This window comes from Temperatibacter marinus (genome assembly GCF_031598375.1).
Classification (GTDB): Bacteria; Pseudomonadota; Alphaproteobacteria; order Sphingomonadales; family Kordiimonadaceae; genus Temperatibacter; species Temperatibacter marinus.
On the sequence record NZ_CP123872.1, the window covers coordinates 3,098,976 to 3,120,965 of the forward strand.

At 44.3% G+C, this 21,990-nt stretch carries 23 protein-coding genes; 10 read left to right on the forward strand and 13 right to left on the reverse strand.

Annotation, left to right across the window (positions count from 1 at the left end; all coding sequences use genetic code 11):
* Window positions 1–39 precede the first annotated feature (39 nt).
* The gene (locus QGN29_RS14075) at window positions 40–522 is read right to left on the reverse strand and encodes a peroxiredoxin (RefSeq protein ID WP_310798512.1); all 483 of its coding nucleotides are present in this window, start codon (window positions 520–522) and stop codon (window positions 40–42) included.
* 50 nt (window positions 523–572) lie between these two features.
* Complete coding sequence (locus QGN29_RS14080) at window positions 573–1,367, reverse strand: protein-disulfide reductase DsbD domain-containing protein (RefSeq protein ID WP_310798513.1); 795 nt, start codon at window positions 1,365–1,367, stop codon at window positions 573–575.
* A gap of 259 nt (window positions 1,368–1,626) precedes the next feature.
* Between QGN29_RS14080 and QGN29_RS14085 the strand changes: the two genes are divergently transcribed.
* Window positions 1,627–4,011, forward strand: coding sequence for a TonB-dependent receptor plug domain-containing protein (locus QGN29_RS14085; protein WP_310798514.1), 2,385 nt, complete (start codon window positions 1,627–1,629; stop codon window positions 4,009–4,011).
* 51 nt (window positions 4,012–4,062) lie between these two features.
* Here the strand turns inward: QGN29_RS14085 and QGN29_RS14090 are convergent, their stop codons facing one another.
* On the reverse strand, window positions 4,063–4,866 hold the full coding sequence (locus tag QGN29_RS14090) for a beta-keto acid cleavage family enzyme (protein ID WP_310798515.1): 804 nt from the start codon (window positions 4,864–4,866) through the stop codon (window positions 4,063–4,065).
* On the reverse strand, window positions 4,859–6,181 hold the full coding sequence (locus tag QGN29_RS14095) for an aspartate aminotransferase family protein (RefSeq protein ID WP_310798516.1): 1,323 nt from the start codon (window positions 6,179–6,181) through the stop codon (window positions 4,859–4,861). The genes QGN29_RS14090 and QGN29_RS14095 overlap by 8 nt, the downstream gene beginning before the upstream one ends.
* Before the next feature lie 155 nt (window positions 6,182–6,336).
* Here QGN29_RS14095 and QGN29_RS14100 point away from each other — a divergent pair, with 155 nt between their 5' ends.
* The gene (locus QGN29_RS14100; protein WP_310798517.1) at window positions 6,337–6,897 is read left to right on the forward strand and encodes a YqgE/AlgH family protein; all 561 of its coding nucleotides are present in this window, start codon (window positions 6,337–6,339) and stop codon (window positions 6,895–6,897) included.
* 195 nt (window positions 6,898–7,092) lie between these two features.
* Complete coding sequence (locus QGN29_RS14105; RefSeq protein ID WP_310798518.1) at window positions 7,093–8,034, forward strand: MBL fold metallo-hydrolase; 942 nt, start codon at window positions 7,093–7,095, stop codon at window positions 8,032–8,034.
* A gap of 109 nt (window positions 8,035–8,143) precedes the next feature.
* On the opposite strand, the gene QGN29_RS14110 is transcribed toward QGN29_RS14105, so the two are convergent.
* Window positions 8,144–8,680 (reverse strand): hypothetical protein, encoded by a 537-nt coding sequence (locus QGN29_RS14110; protein WP_310798519.1) that lies wholly within the window; start codon window positions 8,678–8,680, stop codon window positions 8,144–8,146.
* Window positions 8,681–8,868: 188 nt separating this feature from the next.
* Between QGN29_RS14110 and efp the strand changes: the two genes are divergently transcribed.
* Window positions 8,869–9,432, forward strand: a complete 564-nt coding sequence (gene efp, locus QGN29_RS14115) for an elongation factor P (protein WP_310798520.1) — start codon at window positions 8,869–8,871, stop codon at window positions 9,430–9,432.
* Between the two features lie 34 nt (window positions 9,433–9,466).
* Window positions 9,467–10,276 carry an inositol monophosphatase family protein gene (locus QGN29_RS14120; protein ID WP_310798521.1) on the forward strand — a complete coding sequence of 270 codons (810 nt, stop codon included), beginning with the start codon at window positions 9,467–9,469 and terminating at the stop codon, window positions 10,274–10,276.
* Window positions 10,277–10,327: 51 nt separating this feature from the next.
* On the opposite strand, the gene QGN29_RS14125 is transcribed toward QGN29_RS14120, so the two are convergent.
* Complete coding sequence (locus tag QGN29_RS14125) at window positions 10,328–10,834, reverse strand: NTP transferase domain-containing protein (protein ID WP_310798522.1); 507 nt, start codon at window positions 10,832–10,834, stop codon at window positions 10,328–10,330.
* A 70-nt stretch (window positions 10,835–10,904) separates the two neighbouring features.
* On the opposite strand from QGN29_RS14125, the gene QGN29_RS14130 reads away from it, so the two are divergent.
* Entirely contained in the window at window positions 10,905–13,031 is a 2,127-nt protein-coding gene (locus QGN29_RS14130) for a molybdopterin-dependent oxidoreductase (protein WP_310798523.1), read from the forward strand.
* Window positions 13,032–13,150: 119 nt separating this feature from the next.
* Window positions 13,151–13,414, forward strand: a complete 264-nt coding sequence (locus QGN29_RS14135; RefSeq protein ID WP_310798524.1) for a hypothetical protein — start codon at window positions 13,151–13,153, stop codon at window positions 13,412–13,414.
* 29 nt (window positions 13,415–13,443) lie between these two features.
* On the opposite strand, the gene QGN29_RS14140 is transcribed toward QGN29_RS14135, so the two are convergent.
* From QGN29_RS14140 to QGN29_RS14150, 3 genes are all read right to left on the reverse strand, one after another.
* On the reverse strand, window positions 13,444–14,331 hold the full coding sequence (locus tag QGN29_RS14140) for a dienelactone hydrolase family protein (RefSeq protein ID WP_310798525.1): 888 nt from the start codon (window positions 14,329–14,331) through the stop codon (window positions 13,444–13,446).
* Between the two features lie 74 nt (window positions 14,332–14,405).
* On the reverse strand, window positions 14,406–14,894 hold the full coding sequence (locus QGN29_RS14145; protein WP_310798526.1) for a molybdenum cofactor biosynthesis protein MoaE: 489 nt from the start codon (window positions 14,892–14,894) through the stop codon (window positions 14,406–14,408).
* Between the two features lies 1 nt (window position 14,895).
* Window positions 14,896–15,147, reverse strand: a complete 252-nt coding sequence (locus tag QGN29_RS14150; protein ID WP_310798527.1) for a MoaD/ThiS family protein — start codon at window positions 15,145–15,147, stop codon at window positions 14,896–14,898.
* A 118-nt stretch (window positions 15,148–15,265) separates the two neighbouring features.
* Here QGN29_RS14150 and QGN29_RS14155 point away from each other — a divergent pair, with 118 nt between their 5' ends.
* Window positions 15,266–17,644, forward strand: coding sequence for a S9 family peptidase (locus QGN29_RS14155; RefSeq protein WP_310798528.1), 2,379 nt, complete (start codon window positions 15,266–15,268; stop codon window positions 17,642–17,644).
* Between the two features lie 26 nt (window positions 17,645–17,670).
* On the opposite strand, the gene hisI is transcribed toward QGN29_RS14155, so the two are convergent.
* Genes hisI through folE form a run of 3 tightly spaced genes read right to left on the reverse strand, consistent with a single transcriptional unit; the run spans window position 17,671 to window position 19,116 of the window.
* Window positions 17,671–18,078: a phosphoribosyl-AMP cyclohydrolase gene (gene hisI, locus QGN29_RS14160; RefSeq protein ID WP_310798529.1), complete on the reverse strand. Its 408-nt coding sequence runs from the start codon at window positions 18,076–18,078 to the stop codon at window positions 17,671–17,673.
* Between the two features lie 2 nt (window positions 18,079–18,080).
* A complete protein-coding gene (locus tag QGN29_RS14165; RefSeq protein WP_310798530.1) occupies window positions 18,081–18,458 on the reverse strand; it encodes a VOC family protein in 378 nt (125 codons plus the stop codon).
* Between the two features lie 16 nt (window positions 18,459–18,474).
* Entirely contained in the window at window positions 18,475–19,116 is a 642-nt protein-coding gene (folE, locus tag QGN29_RS14170) for a GTP cyclohydrolase I FolE (protein WP_310798531.1), read from the reverse strand.
* A gap of 216 nt (window positions 19,117–19,332) precedes the next feature.
* Here folE and QGN29_RS14175 point away from each other — a divergent pair, with 216 nt between their 5' ends.
* Window positions 19,333–19,761 carry an iron-sulfur cluster assembly scaffold protein gene (locus QGN29_RS14175; RefSeq protein ID WP_310798532.1) on the forward strand — a complete coding sequence of 143 codons (429 nt, stop codon included), beginning with the start codon at window positions 19,333–19,335 and terminating at the stop codon, window positions 19,759–19,761.
* A gap of 4 nt (window positions 19,762–19,765) precedes the next feature.
* Here the strand turns inward: QGN29_RS14175 and QGN29_RS14180 are convergent, their stop codons facing one another.
* Window positions 19,766–20,713, reverse strand: a complete 948-nt coding sequence (locus QGN29_RS14180) for a carbon-nitrogen hydrolase family protein (protein ID WP_310798533.1) — start codon at window positions 20,711–20,713, stop codon at window positions 19,766–19,768.
* 134 nt (window positions 20,714–20,847) lie between these two features.
* On the opposite strand from QGN29_RS14180, the gene QGN29_RS14185 reads away from it, so the two are divergent.
* Window positions 20,848–21,984, forward strand: coding sequence for a glycosyltransferase family 4 protein (locus QGN29_RS14185; RefSeq protein WP_310798534.1), 1,137 nt, complete (start codon window positions 20,848–20,850; stop codon window positions 21,982–21,984).
* The last annotated feature ends 6 nt before the right edge of the window (window positions 21,985–21,990 follow it).

The window sequence follows — 21,990 nt, forward strand, 5'->3', positions numbered from 1 at the left end:
CAAAAAGCTGCCCTATAGATAACCTATTTCTCTGAAGATCTAAAGCAAGGAAACTACATGCTCAGCGCTTGAAACTTTAAAATCACCAGGCGCTTCAATACAAGCATGTTCGACCACACCGTCCGTCACGATCAATGCAAAACGCTGGCTTCTTTGTCCCATACCGAACCCTGAACCGTCCAAAACAAGATCTAAAGATTTTGTATAGTCACAGTTACCATCTGCTAACATTGTGACAACCTCGTCAGAGCCTTGGTCTTTTCCCCAAGCACCCATCACAAAGGCATCATTCACTGACATACAATATACAGCATCTACGCCTTTATCTTTTAGGGCTTGAGCGTGCTCAACATACCCTGGCACATGGCGGGCTGAACATGTGGGCGTAAACGCACCAGGAACAGCAAAAAAGACAACTTTCTTTCCAGCAAATAAATCCGCTGTATTGTGCGGCGCGGGTCCATCCCCTGTCATTTCAACTAAAACACCTTCAGGCATCTTATCCCCTGCTTGAATTGGCATAACATTCTCCTTTTTTTCTAAAATACACCTAATGCTCTATTTAATCTCTTTTAACGCGAAACGTCTATAGCTTTTCCATTACCATCAATAACCGTGATCCGCAATTTTTCATTCTTTAGATCTGGTATATCACCCATACCTGATGTCTTGACAACAAAGCGAACAAAATCACCCTTTGATGTTTTTCCTGCTGGTATAAACATCATTGTTGCAGGTCCCTCAATTAGCAAGTCCGCCTGCTGATAAGCCTCTAACCCCTTCACATCGATGATAACTCGCTGCTTGCCGACTGGGCCAATAATTTTATGAGACATGACTTTAAATTTACTCTCTTCAAGGCTTGTCATCGGGACTTTCGAAAGCCAAGATGCAATCTTTAGATCATAATCAAATTTATCTTTTTGAGGTGGCTGGAATGTATGCTCAATTGGGATACAGATGTCCTTACAAACCATAAAGCTAACATGAATTTCCGTATCACCCCGTTTAAGAGCTTCAGCCTCGATTTGAAAAGGAATGATAACCTTCTTAGAATAACCGTATGTTTGCAGGCCAAATAGCTCAAATCTCTCAGGAATTGGATAAGCCAGCTCTTTTTCAACATCGTTAATTTTAACAATTACAGGCAATCCTGCTTCACCTGGACTGCGCCAGTATGTTTTCCAACCATTCTGCAGCTCTGCTTCCCAAGCCAACCAAACGAGACCAGCATTGCCCGCAACTGGTTTCGTTCCAATCAGGCGCGTCTTCGCTTCTTGGCCATGAGAGACCCACTCAGTTTCCTTTGCATGTGTGGCTGTCGATATAACGCACAACCCTACAAAGAATATGATAATTTTATTCATTGTCTACTCCAGACTTACTCTCTTTGTGGCTATGTAGCAGTATCCCAGTGGTTTGGCTATACACAGGTGATCACATCTTTGTAATCAAAGAAATTGCATAACTCGATTAAACAGTGACAAATTTACAATATTTCTGTCAAATTGGAAAAAAAATTCAACTTTAGTCAAAATACGTACCCTTTTTTCTTGCTGTTCACTTTCTCTCCTTCTTAAGCTTTTTCCTGAGTTGAATACTCATATAACAAACTCGGAGGAATACATGAAAAAATCAACTAAATATTTGATGAGTGCATCGTTAGGGGCGATGCTCATCTCTCAACCTCAGATGGTCATGGCCCAGGATAGTGATGAAGCCGCGGCAGCAGAAGAAATTGCTGTTATTGGTTCAAGAAGCAAAAAACCTCGCACAGCCACTGATTCACCTGTGCCAATCGATGTTTTTGGCGCAAATCAAATCAACGAAATGGGCAATGCTGCCGACATGACGGACAATCTTAAAGCGCTTGTTCCTTCTTTCACAGCATCTCCAGCTACGGGTGATGGTTCAGCTTTCGTAAGACCAACATCTTTGCGTGGACTGGCTCCTGATCAAACACTTGTTCTTCTCGGCGGAAAACGTCGTCACCGCTCAGCTCTATTGCATTTCTTTGCACCGGCAGCTGGTAATGGTGCTCACGGTCCAGACATCGGCATGATCCCTGGCATTGCGCTTAAGCGCGTTGAGGTACTTCGTGACGGTGCTGCAGCTCAGTATGGTGCTGACGCGATTGCTGGTGTGATTAACTTTGTCCCTAGAGACAACAGTGAAGGCGGCCTTGTAACAGCCTCTTATGGTCAGTTCTATGAAGGCGAATCCAGCATTAAGATCGCTGGTAACGTTGGTTTCCCACTCGGTGATAACGGCTTCATTAACTTGAGCATGGAATATGTTGATAATGATGCACTGTCACGCGGCACGCAGCGCCCTGACGCACAAGCTCTTGAAGATGCTGGCGTTCCTGGTGTTGGATCAGACAGCCCCTTTGGTGACGCACCGCTGGTACAAACCTGGGGTCGGCCTGAAACAAGTGGCTTTATGACATTCCTTAATTCTGGTCTAGAGCTCAACGAAGATCACAGTCTTTACTTCATGGGGAACTATTCTGAAAAAGAAGGACGCTATCGTTTCTTCTATCGTAGCCCAACTCACTCATCACTTGCCCCACTACGTGCTGATGGCTTTACAGGTCTCCCTGCAGGTTTCACACCTTATTTAGACGGCGACCAAACAGACTTTAGTGCTATTGGTGGTATTAAAGGTGTCTTTGGTGATGTTGACTATGATTTCAGCATGGCATACGGCTACAGTGAAATGGATTATTTCCTAAATAACTCTGTCAACCCAAGCCTTGGCCTATCCGGCGGCCAAATTGCACAAATGGACTTTGATGTTGGTGCTCTTTTCCAAGAAGAAATGAATATCAACCTTGATTTCTCTAAAGAGCTAAACGACACATTGAACCTTGCTTGGGGCGCCGAATACAGAGACGAGACCTACCAGATTGCATCAGGGGAACCTGGATCATTCATCGGTGCTGGCGTGAGTGGCTTTAAAGGCTACCATCCACGTGATTCAGGTGAGTTCTCACGTGATAACTGGGCTGTCTATGCAGATCTAGAGCAAGATGTGAACGAAGACTTCCTAATGCAATATGCTCTGCGTTATGAAAACTTCTCTGATTTCGGTAGCACAGTGAACGGTAAGATTGCTGCTCGCTACAACGCGAATGAAACATGGACACTTCGTGCCGCTGTATCAACAGGTTTCCACGCGCCAACACCTGGCCAGTCCAATGTTCAGGCTGTGATCACGACATTTGATAGTATCTCAGGTGGTCTTGTTGAAGAAGGCCTTGTGCGCCCAGATAGTGCCGCAGCACTTGGTGCTGGTGGTGCTCCCCTCACTGAAGAAAAGTCTAAAAACTTTAGCTTTGGTGCAACAGGCGTCTATGAGAATACGACATTAACAATTGATTTCTACCGCATTGAAATTGATGATCGTATCTATCGTACAATTAACCTTCCTGGTGCAGCACCTGGACAGACTGTTTCTTTCTTTACAAACAGCCTGGATATGTATTCACAAGGGATCGATGTTGTTTTGAACAGCAGCGTTGACTGGAATGATGACGTTACGACAGACCTCACATGGGCAGCTAATTTCAATAAAATCAAAATCACGGGTCAAAAAGACGTGAATGGTCAACAGCCTGTAAGCAATTCGACCATCGAAGATATTGAAAATAACTACCCAAGCACTCGGATGGTTTTCACTACAAATACAAAATGGGGTGAAGATAAGTGGAACTTAATGGTTCGTGCGAACTACTATGGTAAACACTATGATGAGCGCGGTGAAATTGGTGCTGCAACAAACCCAAGTTTCGAAATTGGATCAACAATCTATGTTGATGCTGAGCTTGGATATCAAGTAAATGAAGGCCTAAAAGTTGTTCTTGGCGCTTCTAATATCTTTGACAGCTATGTTGATGTTATTGATGCACCCTATGCCAACCGTCAGAGCGTAGGACTTCCTTACCCTCGCCGGTCTGCTGCCAACTACGAAGGTGGAAGCTGGTATCTAAGAGCGAGCTTTGCATTCTAAGCTCTCTTAAGAACATAGAAATTGAAAAGGCGCCGAAATGGCGCCTTTTTTTTATAAGGAAAACAGCTTTCTAATCGTATCAGCTGTTGCAAGAGTTCTTCCCGATTTTTGAGCCGCCTCCTGCGCTTTGAGAATCATAAATTGATGATCCTCCAGCGGTACCGCTGCAGAGTGCATAATATTATTCTCAAATCCAACACGAACATGTCCAGAGTGCTCTGCTGCAAAGCCCACTATCTTCTGCTCTCGTGCCCCAAAACCACACATTGTCCAAGGAAGGTCTGTTTTCTTTGCCTGTTCATAAAGACATTGATCTTGTTGATCATTTTGATGTCGCCCTATGACAAATAAAACAAAAGGATTTGCCCGCGCCAGAAGACCTCGGTTCCTCATCCCTATAAATCGTTGATAATCATTCTCGTCATAAAGAATATATTGAGGGAAAACATTCTCTTTTTGCATCCATCTGTTAAGCTCAGCGAAATCTTTCTCATCCGCATCATCAGGACACAATTCTCTGAGGGCTAAAGACACAGCTTCTGGCTTTAGGGATTTAATCACAGCCACTTGCTCGTCTTTCGAATATTGCCCAACGGCTTCCGTTGTGACTTGAAGAATGAGGTGATCTTTTAGAATGACTCTGATCGCTTTCAGCGCCTCGTTGTATATATCGGGATCTAAGCTATGGAGCCCCTTGTGATCACGGATATGTAAATGAAGCATCGAACATCCCGCTTCATTCACCTCTTCAGCCACTCTAACAATTTCAGGAATTGACAGTGGAATAAGGGGATGATCCGCCTTCTGGCGGCGCGCGCCATTTGGAGCGGCCATAATGATCATGGGATTAGACATACTTTATGTCCTTTAACAAACGATCGATTTTTAGGATTGCTTCGTCACTATGACGATCTTCAAGGATATACGGCGGTGCCAAGAGAATATGCTTACTCAAACCATCCTGAGAGGACCCACCACCAGGATAGCAAATTAACCCATGGTTCATGGCGGCTTTTTTAATTTGAGAAGGAAGAGCCACAGCATCTTCAATGGGAGCGAATGTATCTTTATCTTTCACGAATTCAATACCAATCATCAGACCACGTCCACGAATATCTCCCACATGGGGGTGTGCGCTAAACTGATGCTTCAAGGCCTTTCTAAAATACTCACCTCTGGGAGACACATTCTCTAACACCCCTTCGTTCAACAACAGGGTATGAACAGCCAATCCGGCAGCACAGGCCGTGGCATGCCCCACGTACGTATGACCGTGTTTAAAGCCCTCCGTCTGAACAAAATGCTGATGAATTTCTTCTCTGACCAGCGTAGCAGCGAGCGGCTGATACCCTGACGCAATTCCTTTACCTAGAGTGACCATGTCTGGAATGACCCCTTCCTGCTGATGAGCGAAATAGGATCCCGTGCGACCAATGCCGCACATAACTTCATCAGAAATCAGAAGGATTGAATGGGCATTACAGAGATCCCTAACGCGACTAAAATACCCTTCTACTGCAGGAACGACGCCTAACGAAGCCCCCACAATTGGCTCCGCAATAAAGGCTGCAATCGTCTCGGCTCCTTCTTTATTGATAAGGGTCTCTAACTCATCAATCAAATAGGAACAATAGGCCTCCTCAGAAGCATGTTCGGCCCCAAGTCTGAATCTGTAGCAGGCCTTCGTTCGCGGCCAATCAAGCAAAATATTATCCATTGATCGCCTTCTAGGCAGATTGCCGCTAACAGAGAGAGCACCTAGAGTATTGCCATGATAACTATGTTCACGGCTGATGATTTTTACTTTTTTGGGCTGCCCTTTTTGCCGCCAATATTGCCAAGCCATTTTTAAGGCTGTCTCATTGGCTTCAGACCCTCCAGAGGAGAAATACACATAGGAGTTTGCTTCTTGAAATTGCTGGGTGATAAGCTCTGCTAACTGTTCTTGGGGGTCCGTCGTGAAAAAACCAGAGTGCGCATAGGCTACTTGATCAATTTGACGATGCATAGCTTCTATGACCTGAGGATGCCCGTGCCCCATACTGGCCGACGCCGCCCCCCCACTCATATCTAAATACTGTTTTCCCTGTGAATCTGTGAGATACATTCCATGTGCTGAAACTGCTTTTGGATAAAGAGATTTCACATCTCTATAGAAGACTTTTGTCATGTGACTATGTCCATAAAATTTAAACGACAAAGTAAGCCTGACAGCTTTTTTTTGAATGTCAAAACGCTTTTGACAAAACCTGTATATGAACTTGCTATATTTTCGAAAAAGTATAGTCTTGTTAGGGTAACGCCATCTCAAACTGGACAAAAAAAATGACATCCAGCCCCTATCTCAAAGGTCACCTTTTGCTCGCGATGCCGGGCATGTCAGACCCACGATTCGATCGGAGCGTGGTGCTGCTATGTTCCCATGATGAAACAGGCGCCATGGGGGTAGTTCTCAATCAGCCTCTTAGCAACATGTCGCTTTCTTCCCTAATGGAACAGCTTGACATTACGATCGATGAAGAGATTGAAGCCCTTATTCACTGCGGTGGTCCCGTCGAACCTGGTCGAGGCTTTGTCATCCATTCTGCTGATTACAGTCAGGATAGTACAACAGTGATCAACGAAAAGCTTGCTGTGACGGCAACTACAGATGTCCTGAAGGCCATAGCCAATAACGAAGGGCCAGAGCATTATGTTATTGCGTTAGGGTACGCGGGATGGAGTGCTGGGCAGTTGGAAGGTGAAATTCAACAAAACAGCTGGATGACCTCTGCTTCAGATACTGAACTTCTCTTTCATACGGAAGCCGACAACATTTGGCCGCGTGCTATGGCCATGCTTGGCATCGATATATCGATGCTCTCCTTGGACAGCGGCCACGCCTAAATTCCTGAAATACACCATAGTTTCATTTGTACCCCCATCTAAACTAAATGCCATGTTGCTTTCGGCATGCCAGAGACTATTGTGCCGCCTTCTGGGTTATACTGAAGGTATGACTGGCTTGTATATGAAGCCTTCAGCTTCTTAGAAGCTCAGGCACATCAGCCCTAGTCAAAAATAATTTCGAAAGCTACAGCGATGAAATATATAATAAAATTTCTATTTTTAGCATGTCTCATTGGCAACACCAGCATTGCCCCTCATGCCACTGCATCAGATTTTGATATGCCCCCACAACAGCTTGGAAAAAATGTCTACAGTCTTGTAGCTCCTGCCTATGGACGCCCTACAGCAGAAAATAAAGGCTGGAATTCTAACAGCTACTTTATTATTACTTCCGAGGGTGTACTTGTCATTGACACAGGGTCTTCTGAAACAATCGGGCGAGCGATAATAAAGGCGATTCGGTCTATTACAGATCAACCCATCCGCTGGGTGATTAACTCTCACAGCCATGCTGATCATTGGTTTGGCAATGCCGTTTTCAAAGACATCAATGCTGAAATCATCTCCACTGCCAAGGCGGTAGCAACGATGAAGCAAGACGGCAAAGCAGATGCTGCCGCCTTCAACAGAATGACAAAAGGCACCACTGGGACAATTCGATTCACATACCCTGAAACTCTGGCCAAGCATGAACAAATTCGTACTTTCGGTAAGACAAAAGTGAAGTTTATTTTCTCTCAGGACGGCCATTCGCCTGGCGATGTCATGGTCTGGCTGCCAGAGCAACGCATTATAATAGGCGGTGACGTACTAAATTCTGAATGGATGCCTATCATGACACATCATGGGGACTTGAAACATTTAGTCAAAAGCCTCAAAGCCGTCGCATTGCTCAATCCGGCGATTGTTCTCCCTGGACATGGCAAACCAACAAACGGCAACTCTGTACTCCGAGATGCCACGCTGCTTGAAAGTGTCATATCTGTTGTCAAAAAAGGGAAAGCGCACTCCCATACTCCCGATCAAATTTTCCAAACAACATTAGAGGAAATTGGCCCGATCTATCGGACCCATTATAATGATTTTGACAATAATATTAAATATTTGGTCACTATGATCACAAGAAGCATCTAAGCTATACAAATATACTATTGGGTGAGGCTCTGTGGATGTCTCCTCTCCTCGCCCTTTCCTCTGTCAGAGTGAACAGTCCACCTTATCCAAACTGGTAATATGTATTCCTCTAATGAACAGCGCGCCTAACTCGATAAGTTTCCTGTGACAGAGCTTCAAGTATTTCACCCTTAATAGGCAGCCCAATTTTTTGTAAAGAACATGCGATTAAAATAAGGGTATGAAAAGTCATCTCTAGGTGCTGCGCTTCAACCTTTCGCGCAAGAATTTCATAGGCTTTTTCTCTCTGACCACTTTGCAGAGAAAAAAGCATAGATAAAAGGTTAATTTCATCAGGGCTCAGCTTACCACAGCAGCGACATCCCATAATCATATCTGTTAGGCAATGACGTGCGAGTAAACTCATGAAACGATCCATCGCATGAACTACTTCTGCACCCAGAAGACAGCTCAAACTTTGCCACTGATTAAACGTTTCCATAAAAGCCTCTCTTTTAGACTCATCTTCTTTTAAGTGAATAATTTTCACCCATAAACGACAAAGAGCAATCACATATTCAGAGCCGTCTTTAGAAAAAGGCACCCTTTCTTTTGTCTTTTGCCTGCTTGATTCTGGGGTCAATAATTCAGTTTGGTATAATATCATATCTCTCTCCTAGTTAATAATAATTATTAATTGCATTAAAAGAGATGTCAATATCGTTTCCCACCTTTCGGTCATATATTATAATTGACCCAAATACGCATCTCTGCTATGTGCCAGTCAACTATGGTTAAACAGACGATTTAACCGCTTTGCTCTTTAAAATGTTTTATCACGTGAGGATTTAGTCCATGAAAATTGACGGCAATACAATTCGTCCTGGAAATGTCATTGAACATAAAGGTGGCCTATGGCGCGCAGTAAAAATCGCCCATACTCAACCTGGTAAAGGCGGCGCCTACCTTCAAGTAGAACTCCGCAACCTCAAAGATAGCAGCAAATTAAACGAACGCTTCCGCTCTTCTGAAAAAGTCGAAAAAGTATCTCTTAGACAAGTTGATTATCAATTTCTCTTTAGCGATGGTGACATGTATACTTTTATGGACGGACAAACATACGAACAGATCTCAATTTCTGCTGAAGACATTGGGGAGGACACTGTCTTCCTTCAAGACGGCATGACGGTTCAGATTGAATTCCATGAAGAATCACCACTTGGCGTGAGAGTTCCTGAAAAAGTAACCTTAGAAGTCTCTGAGACAGAAGCTGTAGTGAAGGGACAAACTGCGTCATCCTCATACAAACCAGCCACATTGGAAAACGGCGTGCGTATCGGCGTGCCTCCTTTCGTGAAAGCTGGTGATAAAGTCATCGTTAACACAGCCGAGCGCGAATATGCTGGCCGCGGTGAGTAACTGAGTAACCCCAATATATAAAGGAGCCTCCCCCATGGCCCGTCGTTCCCCCTTAATGAATGTAATGGTTTCTGCTGCACATAAAGCTGCACGCCACCTTCGCCGAGACTTTAACGAAGTTGAACAACTTCAAGTCACAAAAAAAGGCCCTGCTGATTTCGTATCAAAAGCGGATAAAAAAGCGGAGAGCATTCTCGTTGAAGAACTTTCAAAAGCTCGCCCTGACTTTGGTTTTCTGCTTGAAGAAGGCGGAGAAATCAAAGGCAAAAGCGATGTCTCTCGTTTCATCATTGATCCTCTTGATGGAACCACAAACTTCCTTCATGCCCTCCCGCATTGGTCTATCTCCATAGCGGTTGAAGAGCGAGGGGAGTTGATAGCAGGGATTGTTTATGATCCCATCAAAGAAGAGCTTTTCTGGGCTGAGCGCGGCATTGGCGCTTACTGTAATGATACCCGCATTCGTGTTTCTGGCAGAGAGAAACTTGATCAATCTATTCTAGCCACAGGCATCCCTTTCATGGGGCGTGGCAATCACGATCTTTTTCTGGCTGAAATGAAAGAAATTATGCCGAACGTGGCTGGCATTCGTAGATTTGGAGCGGCAAGCTTGGATCTAGCTTATGTCGCGGCGGGTCGATATGACGGCTTCTGGGAAGCCTCTCTTGAAGCCTGGGATATGGCGGCAGGCATTCTGATTGTGCGTGAAGCTGGCGGTTATGTCTCAGACTTTAGTGGGAAATCAGAAATGTTAGACAGTGGGTCAGTTATTGCCGGAAACAGTCGTTTGCATGCACCACTTGAGCGTATGGTAAGGCGGGTTCATCGCAACCACGCCAAGTAACGCCCCCCCCTATTCCATAAAACAAAGCCTAAGGTTTCCTTGGGCTTTTTTTTATTGGCAAATTTTTTTGTAGTCTTTCTGTGTATTAATATTCGCCAACTGACCTTGCCATTCTGTCGGGCATACAATGCTTTCACTTGCATAATAGTCAAGTATATCGCGCATTCTATAGTAATTTTCTGTAAGCGGACGAGGCCTATCAAAGATGCATGGAAAGAAAGACTGATCGAAATAAGCACTCAGAGCATGGTTCAAAAGATGGTCAATGCAGACCTTAGAAAGCAAAGGCATATCCACAGACAATACAATATAAGTCTTACTGTAGTCTGCTTTCCTTAAAAAATTTGAGAGCGCCTGCCCAGGACCAGAAAACGGGCGTTCATCTTCAATCCCTTCAGGCCGACCTAAAATATGGATAGTCTCACAATTCAAACGCTGCAACAGATCTTTTGCGAGGCTCAAAAAGCTCTTACCCTGGTAAAGGCACGTAGCTTTATCTTGACCAAATCTTAAAGATCTTCCCCCTGCAAGAATAACCCCTATTCGCGCTGACGTCATGCGATAGCCTTTCCATATTGCCACATGTCTCTAGAGAGGATAGACTAGAATCAGTGGCGGAGGGAAGTCAATGACATCAGAAACAAAGACAGTGTATCGGGCTTGTAATTTATGCGAGGCCATTTGTGGACTGGAAATAAAAGTCAAAGATAACAATATCATATCTATCAAAGGCGACAAAAAAGACCCCTTTAGCCGGGGTCACATTTGTCCCAAAGGCACTGCCCTTCAAGATTTACAAGAAGACCCTGATCGATTGAAATTTCCTGTAAAAAAAGTTGGGGAAGATTTCCTACAGATTACTTGGGAAGAAGCCTATCAAATCATTGCAGACAATATCGCCTCGATCCAAGCCATCCATGGAAACAATGCTGTTGGTATTTATGCTGGGAACCCCTCGGTGCATAATTACGGAACAATGACCCATGGGAGTGTTTTAAGAAAATCCATAGGCACCAAAAACAATTTTTCTGCTTCCTCTATAGATCAGCTCCCTCATCAATTGGTTTCCTATGCCATGTACGGACATCAGTTTATGATCCCGATTCCCGATATTGATCATACAGATTATATGCTCATGTTAGGGGCAAACCCCTTGGCTTCAAATGGCAGCTTAATGACTGTGCCTGACGTGAAAGCACGTCTCAAAGCCATTCAAGAACGAGGTGGCAAGGTGATCGTTATCGATCCAAGAAAGACAGAGACCGCCAAGCTGGCAGATGAACATTTTTTCATCAAACCAGGTACTGATGCTTTCTTTTTGCTCGCTCTCATTCATCAGCTGTTGTGTGATCCCCTTGAAAACCTAGGTCACCTTGAACCCCATTTAGAAGGTTTAGAGGACATCCTACCTCTCGTCACAGACTTCACAGCTGACTATGCTTCTTCTATCTGTGGAATCCCTGCAACAAAAATTAAAACCATTGCCAAAGAGATTACTTTGACCAAAAGAGCCGTCTGCTATGGCCGCATGGGGGTGTCGACACAAATCCATGGAACACTTTGTCAGTGGGCGATACAAGTAATCAACATTCTCGCAGGCAATCTAGATGTTCGAGGCGGCGCGATAGTCCCGACACCAGCCTTTGCCAACATTTCATCGAACGCCGAAAGTGGCCCTGGCAACTACATCCCCGGACGCAGTCGTGTGAGCGGCAAACCTATGGCCGGCGGAGAAATACCCTGTGTGAGTATGGCAGAAGAAATTACTACGCCCGGCGAAGGGCAAATCAAATCAATGGTTACCATCGCAGGCAATCCTATCCTATCAACGCCAGACGGACGTGGCCTTGAAGAAGCCTTTCAAACATTAGACTTCATGGTCTCAATTGACTTTTACATTAATGAAACTACGGCCCATGCGGATGTTATCCTTCCCCCAACTTCAACGCTAGAACATGACCATTATGATGTCGTCTTCAACCGGTTCGCCGTCAGAGACGTAACCCGTTACAACGAGCCTGTGATCATCCCTGAAGACAGCACTAAGCACGACTGGGAAATTATGAATGAACTAGCGAGTGTCATTGCAAAAGCAAAGGATATTGATAGCCAACCGCTTCCCCCACCCCATCAAATTATCGACAGAGGGATCCAATATGGCCCTTACGGCGCTAAAAGTGACCATGACCTCGCCTTATCCCTTGCTAAACTGAAAGCAAACCCACACGGCATTGACCTTGGTCCACTTAAACCAGGCCTGCCCCAACGTCTTGCAAGCCATCACCCAAAAATCATCCTCAACAGCGCTTATATTTTAGAAGATATTGAACGGGTAAAGAGATCTGCAGATGCAAATACCAGTAAGGGACTCTTGTTGATCGGGCGTCGTCATATAAGAAGTAACAACAGTTGGATGCATAACTCAAAAAGATTAGTGAAAGGTAAGATGCGCTCTCACCTTTTTATGAACCCTGAGGACATGAAATCTCTAGGCATTAATGATCGCGCCAAAGTAGAGATCTCTTCTGCCGTTGGGAGTGTCATTACAGAAGTCGAAGCAAATGAAGATATGATGCTTGGTGTCGTAAGCTTACCTCATGGCTGGGGGCACAAAGGGCGCAGAGGCCGACTTTCCACGGCCACTGAAAAAGACGGTGTCAGTTGTAATGACATCACCGATACAACGCTGATTGATGCAGTGAGTGGCAATGCTGCTGTAAACGGCGTCCCAGTGACTGTCAGCGCTTTAGTGTAGATAATAGAACCTTAGTATTACAGTCTATAAATAGCCTTTTGTGCCTTGGTTACCATTTATTAGGACTTTCTTGGTAAACATAGGATCAGTGTTTTGGGAAAACACGTCATGAGAGGTAAATGTTTATGAGTAATTGGGAACTCGTGCTGGGGAATGTGCCCACGGAGCCACTAGCTATGATATCATACTATTTGGCATCAGATAAGGCTGCACAAGCTTTGCATATGATCAAATTATATTCAGCTTCATCCCCTACATCCATTATCAATGGAGCGGCATCAACCATTCTTTCACATGGTGCAATCCGAGGTGAGAAGGAAACAATCATATCAACAATTAATGAAATTATTAATTCTCGCTGCCGTATTGAAGAACCTGCTTAAAAAGTTAAGCAGGTCATTTCATAACTTTCTTAAGCTAAATGTTCTTTAAAGAATGCAAGAGTTCTTTCCCATGAGAGATCTGCAGCATCTTTTTTAAAGCGCCGCGTACTATCATTATGAAAGCCATGATGTGCGTCTGCATACATATGCATTCTAAAGTCTACACCCCCTGCCTTCAAAGCAGCCTCATAGCTAGGCCACATCTGATTAATCCGCTTATCAAGTGACCCCAGTTGGTGCATCATGGGAGCCTTAATGTTTTTGATAGTTTCTAGGCGCGCTGGACTGCCGTAATAAGGCACTGACGCATCAATAAGATCCGGCACTTCTGCCGCGAGCATATTGCTAATAAAACCACCAAAACAAAAACCAACGACACCCGTTTTTTCAGTCGTATCTTCTCTCGTTTTCAAGAATTTCGCCGCAGCTTTAAAGTCCGCTTCAATCTTTGAGCGATCCATGCTGCGTTGCATTTTACGACCTTCATCATCATTTCCTGGATAGCCACCCAGAGGATGAAGTGCATCGGGGGCAAATGCAATAAACCCTGCTTTTGCAAGGCGCCGTGCAACATCTTTGACATAAGGATTAAGCCCTCGATTTTCATGAACAACAAGAACTGCTGGCTGTGGACCGTCAGCCTTTCGGGGTGAGACGTAATACCCTCGACCTTCACCATGCCCATCAGGAGAAAGGAAAGTCTCATAGGTTGCTTTAATTTCAGGATCATTGAAGGAAACCTGTTCCGCCAGCGCATAGTTTGGTAAAATAGCCCCGGCGAGCGCAGCTACTGTTAAACCGCCTACAGCATATTTACCAAGACGAGTCATAAATTCTCGTCTATCAATGCCACCATGGGCATAGCTGTCGTACCAATCAAATACTTCTTCAGGAATGATAATATCTTGATGTGTCATAAAAAACTCCCCTCGTTCATCTTCTTTAAATTAGATCAACTTTTACCTCTGTCCAGTTTTAGATCGCCGTAGAGTTAATGATCGTGTGTGTGCTGATGACCTTTATGGACATGATCTTCGCCACAAAGTTCGCACCCTTCAGTCCACTCACTGTCTCCGTCCACGTAGTGTTCCTTTTTCCAAATGGGCGCTTGATGCTTAATTTCTTCAATCAGAAAACGACAAGCTTGAAAAGCCTCATCTCTGTGAGGTGTTGAAACCGCGATGATGATGCTGAGGCCCTTAACATCTAAACGGCCTTTATAATGCCAGCAATAGACCTTCATCTGCCCCCATTTTTCTCGCGCTTTATGAACTAGAGTAGTGAATATTGTTTTTGTGAGTGGATCAAAACAATCATAGGAGACCCCTTCAACAGAACGCCCCATATTGAGATCACGGACAGCCCCGATAAAACTCGTCTGGGCCCCATGCCCTGGATGCTCAATAAATTTTTCTGCACCATCAGTAGAGAGTCTCTCTTCACTTACACCAACACTAAACCAAGAATTTTGATCTGCCATCTCATCCTCCGTTCACAGGCGGGAGCAAAGCATAGTCCCCAGGGCTATTTAATTTCTCTCCATCTAGAAAAATATGCGTGTCATCAGCTAAGCGCGAGCGATCTAAAAGCAAGAGAAAGGATTCTTGTCCCTGAAAGTGCTGACGAATTTGATTCTTTACCTCATTGACTGTCATACCTTCGCTATACTCTAGCGAAAGTTTATTACTCTCATTAAAATCTCGAAAAGCCCCAAAAAGTTGGAGTGTGATCATGGTCTATCCTTCATCTGGTCATCTATCTTGATATTTATTGCATCTTAGCAAAAGAAAAAGACTTTTCATCCACATATTGCGTTCTATAGTTAAATCAACTCACAAAAGAGGGAATAGTATGAAAAAAGTAATTCTTATAAGCAGTCTGATTGCCTGTAGCTTCTTGTCTTCTGAGGCTCAAACAACAGATAAAAAAATCACACTAAAAAAAGTCATGTCTGACCCTGACTGGATGGGCAGACCTGCGCAAAACTGGCGCTGGCATTATAAGAGCGATAAAATTATATACAGTCAAAAGCGGCTAAACAGTCCTATTCGTGATAGCTTTGTCGATGGCATTGATGCAGGCGATACGCCGAACCAAGTTGATGCACATTCTTTGCACACCCTCTCAAACCGGGCCGTATGGAATGCCGACAAATCAAAGCTTATTTATCTCTCAAATGGCAATATTTTCATGCGGGCTGTAGCAACTGGTAAGCTTAAACAACTTACCTTCACCTCAGAGAGCAAAACAGGTCTTCAATTTTTAAGCACTGGTAAAATTGTTTTCCGAAGCGGCTGGACCTATTACAGCCTAAATCCCGACAACTTTCAATTGGCAGAGCTGGCTAATCTTAAAATTGGCAAACCTCCCAAGAGCATCAAGGATCCAAAATCATATGTTGCCAAGGAACAGCATAAATTAATTGAATATGTAGCCAAGAAACATGCGGAAAAAAAAGCTGCTAAGGCACATAGAGACGCTCTAAAAGAAGCCGCGCCAGCCTCACTTCCTGATTCCATCTATCTCGGTAAAGAGGTAACAATTCGCTGGTCAAGCCTCTCGCCAACGGGAGATAAAATGATCGTCGCCACACGCGAAAAAGGCGATGCCTACAACAAAAAGGATGTTATGCCCAACTATATCACGGGAGATGCATCCGTGGAAGCCGTCAAAGCCAGAGTTAGGGTTGGAACGACGACGCCTCCCAAAGAAAAATTATGGCTCCTTGACTTGAAATCCAGCACAAAATTGCAATTAAGCATCAAAGACTTGGATGGCTTTGACGAAGACGTCCTTGCGTCAGTTAAACAGGAAAATATGCAACGGGACGGTAAATCATACACTTCCCAAAATGCCCCTAGGAATATCGTTTTCTGGAGAGCCCTTTGGTCTCCAAACGGTGCTGATGTCGCCGTAATGATGGAGGCTCATGACAATAAAGATCGTTGGATTGCAACGGTTGACCTTAGCACAGCAAAATTCAAACAAGAACACCGCCTTCATGACGATGCATGGATAAATTATCATCACAATCAGATGGGTTGGCTTCCCTCTTCAGATCAATTTTTCTACCAATCCGAAGAAGATGGCTATGCACATATCTATCTTAAAAAGCCAGGCCAAAAAACTATTCAGCTCACTAAAGGTTCTTATGTTGCAGACAGAATAACTGTGACCAAGAAAGGAGACTATCTTTATTACCGAGCAAATAAGGAACATCCTGGTGTTTTTGAAATTTACCGTGTGGCTCTCGCCTCAGGAAAACATGAGCAACTCACGTCTTTAGGGGGATTGATTGACTATCGTCTTAGTCCTGATGAATCGTCTCTACTGCTTGAGCACTCTAAGACAATCATGCCGCCAGAATTGTTTGTGCAATCAGCGCACTCAAACTCAAAAGCTGTCCAAATTAGTGCTTTCACCAGTGAAGAGTTTAAATCATATTCTTGGCAAACGCCTGAGATCGTTGAGGTAAAATCTGATCACCATGACCGTCCGATTTATGCCCGCGTCTATAGACCCGTCGCTCAACATGACGCTATAAAAAAACGCGCTGTTATGTTTATCCACGGTGCAGGGTATCTCCAAAATGCGCACAAGGGGTGGTCTGGATATTTCCGTGAATTTATGTTCCATCAGATGCTTATTCAAAAAGGATATGTTGTGATGGACATGGACTGGCGAGCATCAAAGGGCTATGGCCGAGACTGGCGGACAGCTATCTACCGTCAGATGGGAACACCTGAAGTTGAGGATATTCGAAGCGGTATTAATTTCATGATAGAAAATGAGAATGTAGATCCAAAGCGCATTGGCGGATACGGGGGGTCATACGGTGGCTTTCTGACGTTAATGGCCATGTTTAAAGAGCCTGATTTATTTGCTGCAGGCTCAGCCTTGCGTCTTGTCTCTGATTGGACCAGTTATAATCATGGCTATACATCTAACATTCTCAACACCCCTCAGGTTGACCCCATTGCATTTGAGCGCAGCAGTCCAATATATTTTGCAGAAGGCTTACAAAAGCCACTCTTATTAAATGCACCTATGGTGGACAGCAATGTCTTCTTCCAAGACACCGTCAGATTAGTACAAAGACTGATTGAACTTGAAAAGACTGACAATTTTGAAACAGCGATTTTTCCGGTCGAAAACCATGGCTTCACAGAGCCATCCAGCTGGTTGGATGAATATCGACGCATATTTAAGTTGTTTGAAAATAATTTATAACGGAAAATAGGCCATGAAGACGGGGCCTATTTTTTTGTGAGGGTTGTCTCTAGTCGGCCCCCCTCATCCTCAAGGCTTATTTCTCGATAAAAGCAAGAGGGGTAGCCCACATGACAGCAGCCCTCTCCCATTTGCTCAACAATCAGCCAAAGACTATCTTGGTCGCAATCTGTTTTGAAATTGATTACTTTTTGAATTTCCCCAGAAGTAGCCCCTTTATGCCAAAGCTCCTGTCTAGAGCGAGAAAAATAATGCGCTTCTTTGGTTATCAGCGTTTGCTTTATCGCTTCCGCATCCATCCAAGCCTGCATCAATATCCCCCCAGTTTTGACACATGTTGTTGTCACGGGAATTAAACCGCGGTCATCAAATTTGGGGGCAAAACCAGATCCTTCTTCCAGGTCGCTTCGGCTTTTTGGCGTATAAAATTCCATTATCACTCTCTAATCTCAACTCTCCAGGGAGGATTTAACCGGTTCTCGCCTGCCCAGTAAAGTTTAATTTTATTCCCAGATGGGTCTTCTAGCATAGCCTCGCGCCAGAGGTAGCTTTTTGTTTCCGGCTCTGTTAAGAAAATATGCCCCTTTTCCTTTAAGCGATGGACCCAATCATCAAGCTCTTCTTCTTCAAAATAGATGATTGCCCCATTGACGGCATTTTCCTCTAGAGAGAGAGAAAAACTGGCGGTTCCATCTTGATCTTCAAATCGCGCATAATGAGGTGTGTCCACAATCTGCAAGAACCCCAGCGACAGATAGAAAGCAACAGCTGCCTGCATGTCAGATACAGGCAATGTTATTTGATTAAGTTTCATTTAAAATATCCCGAGTTCACCCCTGAACAGCGCGCCAAAACCTTTTCTCAAACTTCGACTCGTTGAAACAACCTCTGAAACTATGTGTGACCGTTGTGGTATCATGCTTATGAACGCCGCGCATTGTCATACAGTGATGGGCCGCGTCAATCACAACGGCAACTCCTTCGGCTTGCAACTCTTGTTCTATTGCATCCGCGATTTGTGCTGTCATCTTCTCTTGAACTTGAAGACGCTTTGCAAACAGATCGACCGTGCGAGCAAGTTTCGAAAGGCCAACAACTCTTCCATTCGGCATATAAGCCACATGAGCCTTACCAATGATTGGAACCATATGATGCTCACAATGACTTTCAAAGGGGATATCTTTCACAACAACCATGTCGTTATAGCCCTCAACCTCTTCAAATGTTTTTGATAAAATTTCATGAGGGTTTTGACTATAGCCTTTGAAAAATTCTAAGTAAGCTTTTGTAACCCTTTTCGGCGTTTCTAAAAGACCTTCTCTTTCAGGATTTTCTCCTGCCCAGCGCAACAATGTACGCACAGCTTCTTCAGCTTCCTCTCTGGTCGGCTTCGCAGAGGCGTGATCTGCAGTGGCGTCCTTCAGTTCCAGGTCATCGCCTAAATCAGGCGACCTTTCAAGTACGGCATCCATCTGGATTTCCTTTATGTCTGAGGGTGCAATATGCTGCCCTTTCTGTCCTGTTTACGGGCCTGAGGTATGATCAGATCAGGAATAACTTCCTTGAAACAGGCAATAGCTGCGCCCCATGGGGAGGTACAGCAAATCTATTATATCATAAAATGGTTGGAAAAACAGAGCTTTCAAGTTACACAGCAAATATTCTTACTTTCACCCTTAGAGATACCTATGTCCAAATTGTATACGAAAGACATCCTCCGCCTGACTTTACAAATTCCAAATCAAGTTAGATTGGAGAACCCAGACAAAACAATTGACCGTCGCAGTCGCATATGCGGTAGTTCATTGGCTTTGGATCTTAAGCTCTCGGATACAGGAGATATTTTAGATTTTGGGTGGGACGTAAAAGCCTGCGCCCTTGGTCAAGCTTCAGCCGCGATCATCGGTCCTAAACTCATCCATCTCAGTCTTGATCATCTCATCATTCTAAAAGACCATATGGACGCAATGCTACGGGATGGTAAAAAAGTTGAGTGGGAAACAGTCTTGGAAGGTGATTTTACGAAAATGCAGTATCTAGAAGCTGCAAAAGATCATCCTGGTCGCCTTGGGGCTATCTATCTGCCCATAGATGCCCTCCTCACTCACTATAGATAATCACTTAGTCTTCAAACGTGGTAATGGTTTGACGCTTTCTATTCACCTTTAGTTCAAAGACATCTGGGCGGCTATAATGCCCTGAGCTATCAAAATTCTGCCGTTCTTGCCTTACGAGACCTGCATCTATATCTGCATATATGATCTCTTCGTCAGATCCAATCGGGGCAACGAGCCAGTGCCCATTGGGTGCGGCGATACAACTGCCACCGTTTGCCATTATTGCTTTGGATGTTTTGGTCAATAGATCATAATGCGGGGTGGTTTTCGGGTAATCGCTGGGACGCATGACACCAGAAACAGAAAGGACAAACGACCGTCCCTCTTTCGCTATAACTGGCGTAAGGTCTTTGGTGTTATGACTCCCTCCAGGCCAAGAAGCAATATGTAAACTTTCTCCCTGCGCATATAAACTAGCTCGAGCAAGCGGCATCCAATTCTCCCAACAATTTAGTCCCCCAACTTTAAAGGCACCTATATCATGCACTTTCAGTCCATTGCCATCACCGATGGACCAAGCCAGACGTTCTTCATATGTTGGCATTAATTTTCTTTGTGTGGACTGAAGGTGTCCTTCTTGATCTATATAGGCAAGAGTACAATAGAGGCTATGAAATCCACGATCTTCAGCCCGTTCGATTAGTCCCAAATAACAAGCAATAGATTTTTCCGCACAAACCGCCTGAATGGGGTGAAGGTCACCCCGCGTAATGGAAACGGCCTGATCCATATAATGGGAGTGAATTTCTTTTTGCGCTTGATCCTCAAATTTTGAGGCATGAGTGTCACTGAGCCAAAAAGGATATCCTGGTAGAAGCCCCTCTCCAAATGCGACGAGACTTGCACCATTTGAAGCTGCTTCAGAAATCGCTGTTACGATTTTCTCTGTCGTTTTCACACGATCACCCCAAATAGGAGCAAGCTGAGCGGCAGCCACTTTTAAACAGTCCATAAAACATTCCCTTCATTAAAGATTATCTATACAACATAGGAGGAGTATGGTTTAAGCGGAAAATTAATAAGTTCACAATATTGTCATGATTAAGAGACATATTCATATGTCAATTTTAATGGAGTGAAACTTACATGCCTGCATCAAAGTTAAAAATTGCCTTATTTTCTGGTAATTACAACTATGTAAAAGACGGCGCAAATCAAGCGCTCAATAAACTTGTTGCCTATCTTGAAAAGCAAGGAGTTGAGGTGCGTGTTTATTCTCCCACCTCCAAGACACCAGCTTTTGAACCAGCGGGGACTTTAATCAGTATCCCGTCATGGCCCATACCGACAAGAAAAGAATATCGAATTGCCTTCCGTCTCCCAAAAGAGATCATTGCCAATCTGGATGAATTTGCCCCAGATATCATTCACATATCTTCTCCTGATTGGGCCAGTCAGAAAGCCATCAAATATGCAACAAAGCGAGGCCTGCCAGTGGTTGCCAGTGTTCACACACGGTTTGAGACTTATATGTCTTACTATAAACTTGGCTGGGTCGAAGGGATGATGTCTCGCAAAATTGCTAAAATATACAATACATGTAATGAAATCTTCATCCCAACACCCTGCATGGAGGATGTCTTAAGGCCTACAGGTGTGACAGTCCCAATGAAAACATGGACACGGGGTATTGATTTAGAGCAATATTCGCCAAACAACCGAGACGAAAAATGGCGTCTCTCGCAGGGATTTTCTGCAAATGACTGTGTAATTAGTTTTGTGGGTAGAATCGTGCTAGAAAAGGGCCTTCAAGTATTTGCTGATACAATGAATATACTCAGGAAGAGAGGCCTCGAGTTTAAAGTGGTGGTCGCAGGAGAGGGCCCGAAAAAAGCATGGTTTCACCAACGCATGCCCTATGCACATTTTGTTGGCTTTCAGACAGGCGCAGACTTAGCCAGAACCTATGCCAGTTCAGACATTTTCTTTAACCCCTCTGAAACAGAAACTTTTGGCAATGTCACTCTAGAAGCCATGGCTTCTGCAGTGCCTCAAGTCTGTGCGAATGCTTCTGGTAGTAAATTTCTTGTGGTAGATGGTGAAACTGGGTTTCTTGCCCATAAGAATACAGCTACAGAATATGCTGATAGAATTGAAGTCTTAATAACAGATCCAAATACTCGTAAAAAATTCTCAAGTCATAGCGTCAAGCGCAGTGAGGAATTCCACTGGGATAGCGTTCTGGGGCAGGTTTTAGGGCATTACAGGTCCCTTTTAAGTTAAGGAGCT

Bases quoted from the DNA above. Each gene is read 5' to 3' on its own strand.
- QGN29_RS14145 (WP_310798526.1), bottom strand. From the start codon at position 14,894: ATGGCAGATCAAAATTCTTGGTTTAGTGTTGGTGTAAGTGAAGAGAGA.
- QGN29_RS14150 (WP_310798527.1), bottom strand. From the start codon at position 15,147: ATGATCACACTCCAACTTTTTGGGGCTTTTCGAGATTTTAATGAGAGT.
- QGN29_RS14110 (WP_310798519.1), bottom strand. From the start codon at position 8,680: ATGATATTATACCAAACTGAATTATTGACCCCAGAATCAAGCAGGCAA.
- QGN29_RS14155 (WP_310798528.1), top strand. From the start codon at position 15,266: ATGAAAAAAGTAATTCTTATAAGCAGTCTGATTGCCTGTAGCTTCTTG.
- QGN29_RS14085 (WP_310798514.1), top strand. From the start codon at position 1,627: ATGAAAAAATCAACTAAATATTTGATGAGTGCATCGTTAGGGGCGATG.
- QGN29_RS14165 (WP_310798530.1), bottom strand. From the start codon at position 18,458: ATGAAACTTAATCAAATAACATTGCCTGTATCTGACATGCAGGCAGCT.
- efp (WP_310798520.1), top strand. From the start codon at position 8,869: ATGAAAATTGACGGCAATACAATTCGTCCTGGAAATGTCATTGAACAT.
- QGN29_RS14100 (WP_310798517.1), top strand. From the start codon at position 6,337: ATGACATCCAGCCCCTATCTCAAAGGTCACCTTTTGCTCGCGATGCCG.
- QGN29_RS14180 (WP_310798533.1), bottom strand. From the start codon at position 20,713: ATGGACTGTTTAAAAGTGGCTGCCGCTCAGCTTGCTCCTATTTGGGGT.
- QGN29_RS14140 (WP_310798525.1), bottom strand. From the start codon at position 14,331: ATGACACATCAAGATATTATCATTCCTGAAGAAGTATTTGATTGGTAC.
- folE (WP_310798531.1), bottom strand. From the start codon at position 19,116: ATGGATGCCGTACTTGAAAGGTCGCCTGATTTAGGCGATGACCTGGAA.
- hisI (WP_310798529.1), bottom strand. From the start codon at position 18,078: ATGGAATTTTATACGCCAAAAAGCCGAAGCGACCTGGAAGAAGGATCT.
- QGN29_RS14105 (WP_310798518.1), top strand. From the start codon at position 7,093: ATGAAATATATAATAAAATTTCTATTTTTAGCATGTCTCATTGGCAAC.
- QGN29_RS14125 (WP_310798522.1), bottom strand. From the start codon at position 10,834: ATGACGTCAGCGCGAATAGGGGTTATTCTTGCAGGGGGAAGATCTTTA.
- QGN29_RS14120 (WP_310798521.1), top strand. From the start codon at position 9,467: ATGGCCCGTCGTTCCCCCTTAATGAATGTAATGGTTTCTGCTGCACAT.
- QGN29_RS14135 (WP_310798524.1), top strand. From the start codon at position 13,151: ATGTTTATGAGTAATTGGGAACTCGTGCTGGGGAATGTGCCCACGGAG.
- QGN29_RS14075 (WP_310798512.1), bottom strand. From the start codon at position 522: ATGCCAATTCAAGCAGGGGATAAGATGCCTGAAGGTGTTTTAGTTGAA.
- QGN29_RS14090 (WP_310798515.1), bottom strand. From the start codon at position 4,866: ATGTCTAATCCCATGATCATTATGGCCGCTCCAAATGGCGCGCGCCGC.
- QGN29_RS14130 (WP_310798523.1), top strand. From the start codon at position 10,905: ATGACATCAGAAACAAAGACAGTGTATCGGGCTTGTAATTTATGCGAG.
- QGN29_RS14095 (WP_310798516.1), bottom strand. From the start codon at position 6,181: ATGACAAAAGTCTTCTATAGAGATGTGAAATCTCTTTATCCAAAAGCA.
- QGN29_RS14080 (WP_310798513.1), bottom strand. From the start codon at position 1,367: ATGAATAAAATTATCATATTCTTTGTAGGGTTGTGCGTTATATCGACA.
- QGN29_RS14185 (WP_310798534.1), top strand. From the start codon at position 20,848: ATGCCTGCATCAAAGTTAAAAATTGCCTTATTTTCTGGTAATTACAAC.
- QGN29_RS14175 (WP_310798532.1), top strand. From the start codon at position 19,333: ATGTCCAAATTGTATACGAAAGACATCCTCCGCCTGACTTTACAAATT.